Below are 12,820 nucleotides of genomic sequence, written 5' to 3'. Positions count from 1 at the left end.
GGACTCTTTTTTAGACTGTATACTATCTAAGAATTTCTTTTAAAAACAACAGCGTATGGCTCCAGGCTCTCTTTGCCATCGTTTCGTTATAATCCGGTGATTTGGGATCTGTGAATGTATGCTTGGAATGAGCATAAGTAATGATTTGCCAGTCTGCATTTCCGTCATTCATTTCCTTGATGAGGTTATTGTAGTCATCAGGGCTTACACTTTTGTCATCGGCAGGATTTTCCACCAGAATTTTAGCATTTAATTTTTCATTTTTTCTGCTCTGATCTCTTCCCAGACTTCCATGAATAGAAACCACACCTGCTACAGGAAGATTTCCTCTGGCAGACTCAAGAGCACCTGTTCCTCCGAAGCAATAGCCGATCACTGCAATTTTATCAGCAATGGCTCCGCCTCTTTTCAGTTGTTCTAAAGCCAGGGCAATTCTGTTCTGATATTCTTTATAATTTTGTTTGTAATAGCCAGAGCTTTTGGCTGCTTCTTCATTGTTGACAGGGATTTTCCCTTCTCCATAAATATCTGCAATGAAGGCAATATAACCTTGTTTTTCAAGTTTAAGAGCTGCTGTTTTGGCTTCCTCATCAATTCCTTTCCAGGCGGGAAGAATAAGGACTCCGGGAAGTTTCTGTCCTGCATTGGACGTGACTAAACCATTCAGTTTTTGTGAGCCGTCTTTATAAGAAACTGTTTTAAGGTTTTGACTTAAAAGAGTTCCTGAAGCAATAATTGATGCAGTGAGTAAGATTGAACGTATCATATTATTTTGTTTTTTGCTGAGGTTAAAAAATGATTAGAGATCTAAATTAATGAAAAATAATGGGGTATAGTTTTATTCTTTAAGGGATTTCCACTGGCCGTTTTTATATTCATAGGTTTTTGGAAGAGCAGAATTCAGAATTTCGATTTTAAAGGGGGTTATAAATTGTATATATATTTGAATATAATCCTTAGGTCTTATTTTGTTTTTGGATGGAATGATGATATTGTCGCTTTCTTTATCGTAATACTGAAGAAGGTACTGAAAAGTGTCCTTACCCATTAAGCTTTCCAGTTCAGTATTCGTAGAGTCATCAAAGATTATTCTTCTGATAAGGATTTCCTTGTTGTACTTTTTTAAAATGTATTGGAAGATATCTTTATTCCAGAATTTTGAAATCAAAAAGTTTTTAATGTTCATAGGATAGGGATCATAACAGCCAGTTCCGCAGATGGAAGTGAACTTTATATATCCGATACTGATCCCAAAATTATGACTTAGTACCTCTTTTTTATGAGTGGCAAGAACATCTTCCAGGATTTTTTTATTGAGAAGGCTATATATGGCTTCAATGTTTTGATGTTCTTCCTGAAATTGCTCATATTTTATTTGTTGTTGTTTTTGAAACTTCCCGCAATCTTGTTGAGTAGGACGGGGACAGCCACTATTTTCAGGTAATCCGGGTATTGTGGGGCAGGCATCATCTTTATCCAAGATACCATCATTATCATAGTCAGGCCATGGGCAGCCGGAATTTTCAGTTGGGCCGGCTACTTCGGGACATTGGTCGTCTTTATCTACTATGCCGTCCTTATCAGTGTCAGGCCACGGGCAACCGTAGTTTTCTGCTGCACCAGTTTCTGTAGGGCATTTGTCAAGGTAAAACGGGATATTATCATGGTCTTCATCTGCAAGACAATTTTTTTTGTTGAATTCTTTTCGGCATTTTTGGAATGCTTCCTTGTCTTCAATGGTCTGGGCATGAAAGAAAGTACATACAAATAGTAATAAGAATAAAAAATTTCTCATATTTATAAAAAATCCTCAGCCAAATTAATGAAAATAACTTAACTGAGGATTTTTTTTATATTTATAATAAAATTACTGGATTTCGATACCCAGATGAGCTAGCTCTTGCTTCAGATCCGTATCCGGCAGGATATGAATGGTTTTGAATCCCAGTGATTGTGCCATTTCAATATTCTTTAGGTTATCATCAATGAAAACTGATTCATTTGCCTGGATATTATACCTTTCCAATAAAACCTGCCAGATTTTAGGATCAGGCTTAATCAGTTTTTCTGTTCCGGAAACCACAATTTTTCCATCAAAAAGCTGGAAGAAATCATAATTTTCCAAGGCGTAAGGAAAAGTTTCAGCTGACCAGTTGGTGAGTCCAAATAAATGGTAGTCTGTGTTCTTTAGTTTCCTTAAAATATCAACATTTTGAGGGATATCACTTTTCAGCATTACCGTCCAATTATCGTAATAGGCTCTGATTTCTTTTTCCCATTCCGGAAATTTCTTTATCTGTATTTCTGTGCCCTCTGAAAGACTTCTTCCTCTGTCTTGTTCAATATTCCATTCGTCCTGGGCAATATTTTTCAGAAAGTATTCCATTTTTTCATCATCATTGAAATAATCTTTAAAGAAATATCTTGGATTCCAATCCATTAAAACACCTCCGAAATCGAATATTATATTTTTAATTTTCATACTGAATATTTGCTGCTTTTTTTGTTTAAGCTTTAATCTGGTCTATAAAATATATATTGCTCATTTTCATAATAAGCATTAATGTGCTGAAGACCATTTGTTAAAATAATTTCCTTAGCTCCGATAATAGAGTTGTATCTGGCCGTCTGTTCAAATGTTTTTTCCGTGAGTTTAATTTGGGGAGCTTTACATTCAATCAGGATAACAGGTTCTGTTTTTTCGGTGACTAACAGATCGATTCTTTTGGTGAGACCATTTAAAACAATCTTTTTTTCGGTAATTAAAGCAGAGGTAGAGTAGGACTTTACATTAAGATAATAATGTATCCAATGTTGTCTTACCCATTCCTCAGGAGTGAGTAGAAGATAAGTTTTGCGAACCAAATCATAAATAAAAAACTTATCTTTGTCTTTCTTGAATTTAAAATCAAAAGTTTCCTGAAAATTCAGTTTTGGAAGTTCCATTAGTAAGATGAAAGAATTAGATTTAATCCTCAAAAATATTAAAAATAAAGAAGTTTTACCTATTTATTTTTTCCACGGAGAAGAAGCCTACTTTATTGATGTTGCCGTAAAAGCCCTTGAACATAACTTTTTGGAAGAGGATGAAAAGGCCTTTAATCAAACCGTTACCTACGGAAAAGATACTTCTTATCAGGAGGTACTTTCTTTGGCAAGGCAGTTCCCAATGATGGGTGATAAGCAGGTAATTATCGTAAAAGAAGCTCAGGATCTGAAGCTCAATGAAGAGGAAAACAGAATTCTGGAAGCTTATGTTGAAAATCCCGTACCTTCTACGGTATTGGTTTTTGCCCACAAACATAAGAAACTGGACAGCAGAAAAAAGGCTGCTAAAGCTCTGGATAAGGCCAATGCTCTTTTTCTTAGTGAATCAGTAAAGGAAAACAACCTTCCCAAATGGATCTCTGATGAATGTGTAAAGCTTAAAATCAAGACAGCTCCCAATATTTCTCATCTTTTAGCAGAATATCTTGGAAATGACCTTTCAAGAATTGCCAATGAACTGAATAAACTGAAAATTATCCTTAAAGAAGGAGAGGTTTTAGATGGAACGATCGTTGAAAACCATATCGGGATCAGTAAAGAATATAATATTTTTGAGCTTCAAAAGGCCTTGGGAACAAAAAATGCCAATACAGCTTTTAAGATTGCTCATTTTATGGGTAAGAATCCTAAGAATAATCCTTTTGTGATGATGCTGGCAAGTCTTTACAATTATTTTTCTAATGTAATCATTTATCAGACGATGGCAGGGCAGTCACCACAAACGATAGCCTCACAGATGGGGGTAAATCCTTATTTCGTCAAAGATTATGCAGAAAGTGCAAGGTTATATCCTTTGAAACATGCTACAAGAGTGATTTCTATCTTAAGAGAATTTGATATGAAAGGAAAAGGTCTTGGTGCTGTGAATATGGGCGAAGCTGAACTCATTAAGGAATTGGTGTATAAAATCATTAATGTAGACAAAATTAAAATGAAGGTATAGAGTAGAGAGATAGACTAATAGATAATAGACGGAGAGATGAGAGACAGGGAATAGGTCTCAACAAATAGGTTGGGAATAGGTCTCAACAATAAGTTGTGAACTTCAGAACACCTGTTACACAGCATCATCTGATATCTCGAAACTTGCATCCCGCACTTTCATTGACAATCCGCATATCTCTTATTGACAACTATCATTAAAATAACTTTAAAAAGACGACAAAAATTACGAAATTAGCGGTCTTAATTTAATTAAATCCTTTTCGAACAAGTAAATTATGGAGCAAAACATTTTAGATTGTGTGATCGTTGGATCTGGGCCTTCTGGTTTCACAGCTGCTATTTATGCAGCAAGAGCAGACTTAAAACCTGAATTATATACAGGTTTGGAGCCGGGCGGACAATTAACTACAACTACCGAGGTTGATAACTTTCCAGGATATCCAGCAGGGATTACAGGCCCTGAAATGATGATGGATCTGCAAAAACAGGCGGAAAGATTTGAAACTAAAGTACATTACGAAATGATCACTAAAGCTGAATTTTCAAAAGAAGTAGGCGGTGTTCACAAATTATATGCTGGAAACAAAGAGATTTTAGCCAAATCGGTAATCATCTCTACAGGAGCTACAGCAAAATACTTAGGTCTTGATGATGAGAAGAAATATGCTGGCGGTGGAGTTTCCGCTTGTGCTACTTGTGACGGATTTTTCTACAGAGGAAAAGATGTAGTGGTAGTAGGGGCAGGAGATACTGCTGCTGAAGAAGCTACTTATCTTGCTAAGCTATGTAGAAAAGTTACATTATTGGTTAGAAAAGATGTTTTCAGAGCTTCAAAAGCAATGGTTCACAGAGTAGAAAGTACTCCGAATATTGAAGTGAAATTTCACCACGAACTGATTGGTATTGAAGGTGAAAATAGCTTAGTAGAAAGAGCGGTAATTATCAATAACCAGACTCAGGAAACTTCTACTGTAGATGTGGAAGGAATCTTCATTGCCATTGGTCACAAACCTAATACGGATATCTTCGTAGGTCAGGTAGATCTTGATGAAAACGGTTATATTGTAACTGAAAAAGGATCTTCAAGAACCAATCTTCCTGGAGTTTTTGCTGCAGGTGATGTTCAGGATCATATCTACAGACAAGCTATTACAGCTGCGGGAAGCGGATGTATGGCTGCTATGGATGCAGAAAAATATTTAGCTGAATTACACTAATAAATTTAGCATTTAATGATACAAAGCGTACCCAATGGGTGCGCTTTTTTGGTTTCCATGAAAAGTATATCAGTGTACAATTTTATCGGAGATAGAATCTTTATGCCTTACAACATGTTATTTTATATTATTTGCACCCATGCGATTTTTCAACCATAAAAGTATAGGAAAACTTTGTTTGATTTGATAAATGTATAATGAAACATTGATATATTTGTGAAATTTCAAAACAATATAACGCTTAAAATAAAAGGCATGAAAAAAGTAACAGCAATTGGAGGAATCTTCTTTAAATGTAAAGATCCGGAACAAGTGAATGATTGGTATAAAACTCACCTTGGAGTAGAAACCAGTCCATACGGAGCAAAATTCGATTGGAGAGAAGCAGAATCAGAGAAAAAAGGATATACATTATGGAGCCCGTTTAAGGAATCTACCCAATATTTTGAACCTTCGGAAAAGGATTTTATGATCAATTATCATGTGGAGAATATCGAGGCATTGGTAGAAGAGTTAAAAAAGGAAGGAGTTACTATCTTGGATGAAATTGCAACCTATGAATATGGTAAATTTGTTCATATTATGGATCCTGAAGGCAATAAAATTGAGTTATTTGAACCGGCAGGAGAGTAGATCAACTATTGAATATAAAAATAAAAGCGGCCTTCAAAAAGGCCGTTTTTTATTGTATTGCTATTGAAGAGCATTTAATCTAAAATATAGATCTTCTTTTCTTTTAAATTAAACCCAAGTTTCTTTCCAAGCCAATTGATACTGGTTTTACCTTCATAGATTAATTCATCCACAAAAAACACATTAGGTTTCTCAACCTTTGCAAACGCATTGGAAACAGAGTTTACACTTGCCTTATAAAACTTGCTGGTAATAGCCGGATTAAATTCACTTTTCTTTTCGATAGGCTGAAGACCTTCTTTCTTAATGCCCAAAGTAACCATCAATCTTTCACTCAGCCGGAAAGAATCTATTTAACAAGCTCCTTTTTCTAATATTTTTTTAATTTCATTATCATTATCATTATCTAATCCCCTATAGGGACTAGTTAACACAACTCTATCTTTGAGATGTTTTGGGAAGCTATTTAAAGACTTGTCATCATCAATAATGGTAATTTCATTAACATTATAATGCTTAAATTCTATCCATTTTTCAATTTCTTCTCGTCTTGAAATTTTATGTGAGTTTTCGGTTTCAATGATAGAAATAGAAATAGAAATAAAATGAATCCCCCGTTTCTCAAATATTTTTTCCCAATTATGAATTGTAAATCTATGCCTGTGAGATGTTGATAGAATAATTTCGGCATTTTCAATAGAATTAATAGCAGATATTGCCTTGTAGGAAAATCTGTAAAATCCATCATCCTCTAATTCTACTGTTCTATGAGGATTAGCATGAACCATTACGCCATCTATATCTAAAAATACTTTCATTATTTAGTCTCTATCGAAATCTTTTAAAAATTCATCTGATTATTGATGAAATTTAGATTCTTCATAATTGTGCTCATTTGATAGTTCATTTTCATTAGTTATCAATTCTACTAATTTTTAGTAAAAATAAATAGAACTGTCTAATAGTCAGAGTTATTTATGATTGTTTCTTTTTAGATTAGCAAATACTGTTTAATTGTAACAATCTTTATCTCTAAGATCTTATGATTAATTTCTTTGTTTTGATTTGTGTGGTTGAATCTTGCCATAAGACAACCCTTCCGAAGACTCATTTTAATAGCTTTATGAAACCCATTGAAAAACTATCAGATATGACACCTCAATTTGAAGCTGGAATTAACATTGCTATTAAGATTCCAAAAAGTAAATATGATAAGACTGTTGCTTTTTACAGAGATATTTTAAAGTTACCGGTGGAGGAGAAGCCGATTGATAATCCCACTGTTTCCCGAACCCATGAAGTGAAGTTTGGACATGCTATCATCTGGCTGGATTGTGTAGATAATTATACACACTCTGAAACCTGGCTGCAGCTAACCGTTCCTGATGTTGAAGAAGCTACAAAATATCTGCAATCAAACGGAGTGGAAACCTGTGATGAGCTTGAAGAGCTTCCGGAAAATATGCATTGGATCACAGATCCGGCGGGTACGGTGTTTAATGTACAGCAAACTCCATCATAAGATATATAGGTAAAAACCTACTGATTGCAGTAGGTTTTTATTTTGTTAAAAGAAAGTCATGGATATTTAATATCGTTCCAGATCAGCAAAACTTAAATCCTGGATTTTTGGTAATGTATTTACTTTGATCTTTTTTGTTTTTTTGTTTGAAACTTTAGCAGAGCCTAAGTCTCGCTGAAAATCTACCTGAGTTTGTGCTAATAAATCAATATCGGATTCAGAGGTAGTGTTTTTTCCATCCCAGGATACGTGTGAGATTTTAATCAGTTCAAAATTATTTTGTTTCAATCTGAATTCATAGCTGCTCTTGCGGCCGTTGATATCCGTTAACATTTTTAAGTTACCATCTTCAATGATGAAGTCCGGAATGTTATTTCCGTTATGGTTTCCTTTTTTATTGGCTGGATATTGGCTTTCCATAATTTTGGTGGAAGATACTGCCAGTTGCAATTTTTTATTAGGCTGTGAAAGGAATATTTGGAGTCTTAATGGTCTCGTTTTATCCTTTATATCCATTTCTACAACAACTTTGTCATTATAGGTATCATTATTTAGATCTCCTTCTTCGCTTTGTACCTGAGCGGTGTAATTGTTTTTGTCAGCAGTTTGCGCATATACATTAACTGTTGTCAAAATAGAAAGTAAAACAATATACAGTGATGATTTTTTCATACTTTATGAATAATAATTTGGCTTAGTGAATACTTCAGTACTGTGAATGATTTGATTTTTATCGTTCTCCTAAAGGAACATTTATTAATCGCTCTTGTTTTATTTTGAACTCAGCTTCATTAATCGGTTTGTAGACCACTTCAGCACTCACGGGGTATTTTGTAAGAAGACTTTTGGGTCTGATAGGCCGTTTTTCTAATCCGCCGCCACAGTTCGGGCAGACATTCTTGAAAATCTGGTCAACACAATCTTTGCAAAATGTGCATTCAAATGTGCATATCATGGCTTCGGAAGAGTCGTAAGGTAAAGGTTTCTGGCAATTTTCGCAACTGGTTCTGATCTCTAACATAGTAGATTATTGTTCTGATTATTGGTGATACGAAGTTAATTTAAATTTGATACATACAATGTTCTTCCTTGTAATTTATTCATTTTCTCTTGCTGGTACTGTTGTATATTCCTGAAAAACAAAACCTACTGAAAATAGTAGGTTCTGATATATTGTTTCAATAAATATTATTGTATGGTACTGGTAAGCATGGACAGATTAACGGCACATTGATGCAGGTGCTCTTTTTGAGCATTGAGCCATTCTTTTCTTTTGATGATATCACTCTTGCTGCTATTAATCATTTTACTGACTGATAAAGGGGAAGGCATCCCTTCTCCTGTTTTACGGGTAATACTTTGTAAAGGATCAATAGCTGATTGAAGTTGTTTGTCATTAAGTTGAATCATTAAGCCCAGTTGCTTGTGTACAGCTTCTTTGACCATACTAACTGTGATTTTGTCAGCTGTCAGCTTTTTAGAGAGCGCGTCTTTTACAATAATAGCAACCACTTCATGGGCATCTCTAAAATCTATATGATAATCTTTTACAAGCATATCAGCTAAGTCTGTCATCGTAGAAAAATTTTCTTTAGCATACCTTAGCATCACTTCTTTGTTGGGGTGGAGTGTACGTATAACACCAGTCATAGCGTGGGTAGCCGCCAGTACAGCTTCCAAAGGTTTTGGATCCAAAGGATATCTTGTTCCGGAATGTTGGTATTCAATAGCGTTTAATGAACTAAGGATAGACATTAGCTGGCCAATACTAAGATTGGAAGCTTTTCGGCTTCGTTCCAGGGCATCCGGGTTTTTCTTTTGAGGCATCATACTGCTGATTCCAGCAAAAGAATTATCCAGTTCTGCCATCTTATATTCATCGCTGCTCCATAGCTGTATTTCTGAAGCTAATCGGCTTACTCCACTTAAATAGATCGCATTGTCGGAGGCAAATTCTGCAATATGGTCCCAGCCGGCAACGCCTTCAATAGTATTGGTAACCAGACCTTCAAACCCCAACAATTCTGACACACGTTGTCTGTTCAGAGGCCATCCTGTACCTCCAGTAGCTCCTGATCCCAAAGGAGATTGGTTGATTCTGGCATAAAGTTCAATATAACGGGCAAGAGATTTGGAGAAGGATTCGTCTAATGCCATCAGATAATGAGCTAATGTAATAGGTTGTGCTTCTTTTCGGTGAGTATAGGCAACCATAACTGTTTCTAGATTTTCAGAAGCTTTTGCAGCTAATGTTTCCCGAAAATAAATCAAGGATTCAATGATCTGTAGTAATTTATCCCTCAAAAACATTCTGTTGGTCGTGTTATCTAAGTCATTACGACTTCTGCCTATATGCATTTTTCCACCCACACTTCCAATTTGCTTAATAAGAGCTGCTTCGTAGGGCATATACACATGTAATGAGGCATCTTTTTCTGCTAAAGAATCTACAGTGCTCAGTCCTGCAAGAATTTTAGAAGCCTCGTTCTTACTTATTATATTCTGTTCTCTAAGCATAATAACATAGGCGCGATGAACTGATGGTTGATAAGGAAACATGGCATCGGCTAAACTTTGATCTTTATTCTCATAATCATAGAGTTCCTGGAATTCTGCAGCTTTTGCTCCTGATGTTAATCCAATTCGACTGGCATCTTTGAGGGAAGTATTATCTTTTGTTTTGGGGTGCGTTTCTTTGCTTATGTTCTGGGATAAAAATTGCCCCTGAAGGTTTAAAGCTGCCGCGGAAGCAAGTATGGCAAGTGCCAATTTGTATTTCATGATAAGGAAAATTTTAATAGGTATTTTGTTAATGCAATTGAGTTGCAAAAATAAAAACTTATTTGGAACTATTTGAAAAAATCCATTTTTAATTATAAATTTTTGTTCATGCCTTATATAAAGACTTCATTGTTCTTGGGGTTGATAACAGCTAAGATACTTTATTGTTTAATGAAAAAAAGATCCTGAAAATGAATGCGGTAAAGCATGATTTTCAGGATCAATCCTAAATGTTTTTTGTCGTTTTCCTATCTGACTTTTGTAAATTATTTTAAAACCTTTTCGTAGATTTCATTCAATAAATTCTGTCTCATTTTTGAGTTCCTTTGATTTAAAAGAATGATGATTCCCCAGTTTTTAGCTCTGTTATAGCAAATGATGGAAGATTGTCCCATAGAATCACCGGATTTTAAATAGATGGTATTTTGGTCGTCTGTACTGATGTTAAATCCTAGTCCCATTTCTCTTTTTTCATCCTTGTAATAGATTTTTTCGGTCAACAATGCTGCTTCGGATATTGGATTTCCTTTGCTTAAAACAGCTTTTAAATATTTAACCATATCAGAAGCATTAGACTTTACCAGTCCGGCTGATGCTGTCACATTCCATTTGAAGAATTCCTGAGCGCCACCTTGAGGATTGTAACCCGTTGTTTTGTTTTTTACATCGAAATTTTTGGTCAAAGTCTCATTCATTTTCACGGGATTCAATATTTTATTTCTCAAAATCTCATCATAACTTTTACCATAAATCTTTTCCAATATTTGTCCCAGTAGAGTATAGCCAATGGTAGAATATCGGTATTTTCCGTAGTCGATAAGCTCACTACAATTATTGATGATTTCTGTCAATGTCTTTTCGGTAACATTGCTCACAGGTTGTTGTGGATTAAGTTCTATCAGCTTTGCAAAATCGATGTCTGGTAAACCTGATTGATGAGAAGCTAAATCTGAAATTTTTATTTTGTTTTTCAGATTTTGTTGTAAAACATATCCCTTAGGCAGATAGCTGTCGATATAATCATCTACTTTTAGTTTTTTTTCAATGGCTGCCTGTGCAATTAAATTGGAAGTCAGAATTTTGGTAATAGAAGCAATTTCGAATATCGTATTTCTATCAACTTTAGTCTGGCTTTCTTTACTCAAATTACCATAAGCTGTATAATATGTTTCATTGTTTTTGACGAATCCGACACTAATGGATACATCCGGATTTTTTTGATAATTGTCCTTGATAATTGAATCTATTTTCTTGGTAATATCTTGTCCAAAAGAAAAGCTGCTGATTAATAATAGCACTGCGAAAAAGGTGAATGAAGTTTTCATTGTATCGTTGTTTTTAATGTTAAAAAATTATTTCGATACAAAGATGTGGAACCGCTTAAACCTAAGCGACCGAATAAACGTATTCGGGCTCATTTATCCTGAGAAAATAGGTTCGAGTGATGGGAAATAGACGTACGGGTAATTACAAGCTGTTGTATTTTAGTAATTTACGATATTCGGTAGGAGTGTTTCCCGTATGTTTTTTAAAGGCAGTATTAAAAGAAGATTTTGAATTAAAACCTGCTTCATACAGAATTTCAAGAATAGTTACCTTATTTTTTGTAGGGTCTTTTAGAATTTCTTTAGCATATTCAATACGATAAATATTTACAAAATCATAGAAATGTTGTCCTAATTGATGATTGATCAGAACGGAAAGATCACGAACCGGAACATTCATCTCTTTGGCAATATCCTGTATGGTTAAAGAAGGATCAAGAAACGGTTTTTCTTCCGTCATGAATTTCTTCAGTTTCACTATATCTTCATTGTTTTTATTTTCATCCGGAATTTCAGGCTCATCATTCTTTTCCTCAGAAATAATAGTTGAAACAAGCTTTAATTTTGAATCTACATTTCTGAAGAGATCAGGATGATTCAATGCTTTGTATAAATACCAGCAAACGATGAAAAGCTGAAGTACCAATATTCCAATCTTGATCCATTCGGAAGCATTGGGGTAGTCAGAAAATTTGAAGATATTCTTTAAAAGAGCAATCGAATATAAGATGGTTAATACTATAGTAAACTGAAATAGCCATTTATAGGAATTGATATTCGTACCGGCATAATTTTCCAAATACAAATTTTTTGTCTTCTTCAACTGGAGAAATACGGCAGTAAAATAAACAATGATTTGAAGGTGAAAAAGAATATGATTGATCTGCAGTTCTATCATATTCTGTCGATTCGTGATGAAATCAATTTTAGAAGCAGTATCTACACTGTAAAATCGAGGCAGTAAAATGACATTTACAATTAAAAACGGGAGTAAATGAATGAGATATTTTGGTGTAAGCTTAAAATCAGAGTAGGAAACCGATAGTACATACAGATAAAAAACCGGAATTTGTAAAAATGCAATTGTATATCTCAGCATTCCCAGATTGGAAGGGATATCAGAAATGGAACTCAATAATGGCTCACAGATATCTATTGCGGTAATGATGAGAAAGGCAGCAAAAAGACGATTGCTGATCTTGTTGTTTGTTTTAACAGTAAGTAAAAAAAATGCAAGAAAAAATGAAATGAATAACGATATCATCGTTACAATACTTAACATATTCATTTTATCCATTCACTATTCTTTTGTTTAGCATTTGAATTCTGGTTATATTTTTCGTAAATAT

At 34.5% G+C, this 12,820-nt stretch carries 15 protein-coding genes; 4 read left to right on the top strand and 11 right to left on the bottom strand.

Features of this window, described 5'->3' with window-relative positions:
- Window positions 1-22 precede the first annotated feature (22 nt).
- From GTR01_RS15690 to GTR01_RS15675, 4 genes are all read right to left on the bottom strand, one after another.
- On the bottom strand, window positions 23-766 hold the full coding sequence (locus GTR01_RS15690) for a dienelactone hydrolase family protein (protein ID WP_160138744.1): 744 nt from the start codon (window positions 764-766) through the stop codon (window positions 23-25).
- Between the two features lie 72 nt (window positions 767-838).
- On the bottom strand, window positions 839-1,795 hold the full coding sequence (locus tag GTR01_RS24905; RefSeq protein WP_160138743.1) for a thrombospondin type 3 repeat-containing protein: 957 nt from the start codon (window positions 1,793-1,795) through the stop codon (window positions 839-841).
- A gap of 72 nt (window positions 1,796-1,867) precedes the next feature.
- A complete protein-coding gene (locus tag GTR01_RS15680) occupies window positions 1,868-2,482 on the bottom strand; it encodes an HAD family hydrolase (RefSeq protein ID WP_160138742.1) in 615 nt (204 codons plus the stop codon).
- Between the two features lie 32 nt (window positions 2,483-2,514).
- Window positions 2,515-2,946 (bottom strand): type I restriction enzyme HsdR N-terminal domain-containing protein, encoded by a 432-nt coding sequence (locus GTR01_RS15675; RefSeq protein WP_160138741.1) that lies wholly within the window; start codon window positions 2,944-2,946, stop codon window positions 2,515-2,517.
- A gap of 7 nt (window positions 2,947-2,953) precedes the next feature.
- On the opposite strand from GTR01_RS15675, the gene holA reads away from it, so the two are divergent.
- The 3 genes from holA to GTR01_RS15660 all read left to right on the top strand — a co-directional run bounded on the left by holA (window position 2,954) and on the right by GTR01_RS15660 (window position 5,843).
- The gene (holA, locus tag GTR01_RS15670) at window positions 2,954-3,991 is read left to right on the top strand and encodes a DNA polymerase III subunit delta (protein ID WP_160138740.1); all 1,038 of its coding nucleotides are present in this window, start codon (window positions 2,954-2,956) and stop codon (window positions 3,989-3,991) included.
- A gap of 277 nt (window positions 3,992-4,268) precedes the next feature.
- Complete coding sequence (gene trxB, locus GTR01_RS15665; protein ID WP_160138739.1) at window positions 4,269-5,210, top strand: thioredoxin-disulfide reductase; 942 nt, start codon at window positions 4,269-4,271, stop codon at window positions 5,208-5,210.
- A gap of 255 nt (window positions 5,211-5,465) precedes the next feature.
- A complete protein-coding gene (locus GTR01_RS15660; RefSeq protein ID WP_160138738.1) occupies window positions 5,466-5,843 on the top strand; it encodes a VOC family protein in 378 nt (125 codons plus the stop codon).
- Between the two features lie 74 nt (window positions 5,844-5,917).
- On the opposite strand, the gene GTR01_RS15655 is transcribed toward GTR01_RS15660, so the two are convergent.
- On the bottom strand, window positions 5,918-6,166 hold the full coding sequence (locus GTR01_RS15655) for a hypothetical protein (protein ID WP_160138737.1): 249 nt from the start codon (window positions 6,164-6,166) through the stop codon (window positions 5,918-5,920).
- 30 nt (window positions 6,167-6,196) lie between these two features.
- Window positions 6,197-6,661 carry an HAD domain-containing protein gene (locus GTR01_RS15650; RefSeq protein ID WP_160138736.1) on the bottom strand — a complete coding sequence of 155 codons (465 nt, stop codon included), beginning with the start codon at window positions 6,659-6,661 and terminating at the stop codon, window positions 6,197-6,199.
- 332 nt (window positions 6,662-6,993) lie between these two features.
- On the opposite strand from GTR01_RS15650, the gene GTR01_RS15645 reads away from it, so the two are divergent.
- Window positions 6,994-7,365 carry a VOC family protein gene (locus tag GTR01_RS15645; protein WP_160138735.1) on the top strand — a complete coding sequence of 124 codons (372 nt, stop codon included), beginning with the start codon at window positions 6,994-6,996 and terminating at the stop codon, window positions 7,363-7,365.
- Between the two features lie 66 nt (window positions 7,366-7,431).
- Here GTR01_RS15645 and GTR01_RS15640 read toward each other — a convergent pair whose 3' ends face one another.
- The 5 genes from GTR01_RS15640 to GTR01_RS15620 form a co-directional block, all read right to left on the bottom strand.
- The gene (locus tag GTR01_RS15640; RefSeq protein WP_160138734.1) at window positions 7,432-8,037 is read right to left on the bottom strand and encodes a hypothetical protein; all 606 of its coding nucleotides are present in this window, start codon (window positions 8,035-8,037) and stop codon (window positions 7,432-7,434) included.
- 58 nt (window positions 8,038-8,095) lie between these two features.
- Entirely contained in the window at window positions 8,096-8,386 is a 291-nt protein-coding gene (locus GTR01_RS15635) for a DUF1272 domain-containing protein (RefSeq protein WP_160138733.1), read from the bottom strand.
- 167 nt (window positions 8,387-8,553) lie between these two features.
- Window positions 8,554-10,146 carry an argininosuccinate lyase gene (gene argH, locus GTR01_RS15630; protein WP_160138732.1) on the bottom strand — a complete coding sequence of 531 codons (1,593 nt, stop codon included), beginning with the start codon at window positions 10,144-10,146 and terminating at the stop codon, window positions 8,554-8,556.
- 266 nt (window positions 10,147-10,412) lie between these two features.
- Window positions 10,413-11,471: a serine hydrolase domain-containing protein gene (locus GTR01_RS15625; RefSeq protein ID WP_160138731.1), complete on the bottom strand. Its 1,059-nt coding sequence runs from the start codon at window positions 11,469-11,471 to the stop codon at window positions 10,413-10,415.
- Window positions 11,472-11,613: 142 nt separating this feature from the next.
- Window positions 11,614-12,768 (bottom strand): helix-turn-helix domain-containing protein, encoded by a 1,155-nt coding sequence (locus GTR01_RS15620; RefSeq protein ID WP_160138730.1) that lies wholly within the window; start codon window positions 12,766-12,768, stop codon window positions 11,614-11,616.
- Between the last annotated feature and the right edge of the window lie 52 nt (window positions 12,769-12,820).

The sequence above is a fragment of the Chryseobacterium sp. c4a genome (genome assembly GCF_009900745.1).
GTDB lineage: Bacteria > Bacteroidota > Bacteroidia > Flavobacteriales > Weeksellaceae > Chryseobacterium.
This window is presented reverse-complemented; position numbering and strand designations above follow the sequence as displayed.

Excerpts from the sequence above, each read along its gene's own strand:
- GTR01_RS15690 (WP_160138744.1), bottom strand. The coding sequence starts at position 766 with ATGATACGTTCAATCTTACTCACTGCATCAATTATTGCTTCAGGAACT.
- GTR01_RS15675 (WP_160138741.1), bottom strand. The coding sequence starts at position 2,946 with ATGGAACTTCCAAAACTGAATTTTCAGGAAACTTTTGATTTTAAATTC.
- argH (WP_160138732.1), bottom strand. The coding sequence starts at position 10,146 with ATGAAATACAAATTGGCACTTGCCATACTTGCTTCCGCGGCAGCTTTA.
- GTR01_RS15645 (WP_160138735.1), top strand. The coding sequence starts at position 6,994 with ATGACACCTCAATTTGAAGCTGGAATTAACATTGCTATTAAGATTCCA.
- GTR01_RS15650 (WP_160138736.1), bottom strand. The coding sequence starts at position 6,661 with ATGAAAGTATTTTTAGATATAGATGGCGTAATGGTTCATGCTAATCCT.
- GTR01_RS15635 (WP_160138733.1), bottom strand. The coding sequence starts at position 8,386 with ATGTTAGAGATCAGAACCAGTTGCGAAAATTGCCAGAAACCTTTACCT.
- GTR01_RS15655 (WP_160138737.1), bottom strand. The coding sequence starts at position 6,166 with ATGGTTACTTTGGGCATTAAGAAAGAAGGTCTTCAGCCTATCGAAAAG.
- GTR01_RS15660 (WP_160138738.1), top strand. The coding sequence starts at position 5,466 with ATGAAAAAAGTAACAGCAATTGGAGGAATCTTCTTTAAATGTAAAGAT.
- GTR01_RS24905 (WP_160138743.1), bottom strand. The coding sequence starts at position 1,795 with ATGAGAAATTTTTTATTCTTATTACTATTTGTATGTACTTTCTTTCAT.
- GTR01_RS15640 (WP_160138734.1), bottom strand. The coding sequence starts at position 8,037 with ATGAAAAAATCATCACTGTATATTGTTTTACTTTCTATTTTGACAACA.
- trxB (WP_160138739.1), top strand. The coding sequence starts at position 4,269 with ATGGAGCAAAACATTTTAGATTGTGTGATCGTTGGATCTGGGCCTTCT.
- GTR01_RS15625 (WP_160138731.1), bottom strand. The coding sequence starts at position 11,471 with ATGAAAACTTCATTCACCTTTTTCGCAGTGCTATTATTAATCAGCAGC.
- GTR01_RS15620 (WP_160138730.1), bottom strand. The coding sequence starts at position 12,768 with ATGGATAAAATGAATATGTTAAGTATTGTAACGATGATATCGTTATTC.
- holA (WP_160138740.1), top strand. The coding sequence starts at position 2,954 with ATGAAAGAATTAGATTTAATCCTCAAAAATATTAAAAATAAAGAAGTT.
- GTR01_RS15680 (WP_160138742.1), bottom strand. The coding sequence starts at position 2,482 with ATGAAAATTAAAAATATAATATTCGATTTCGGAGGTGTTTTAATGGAT.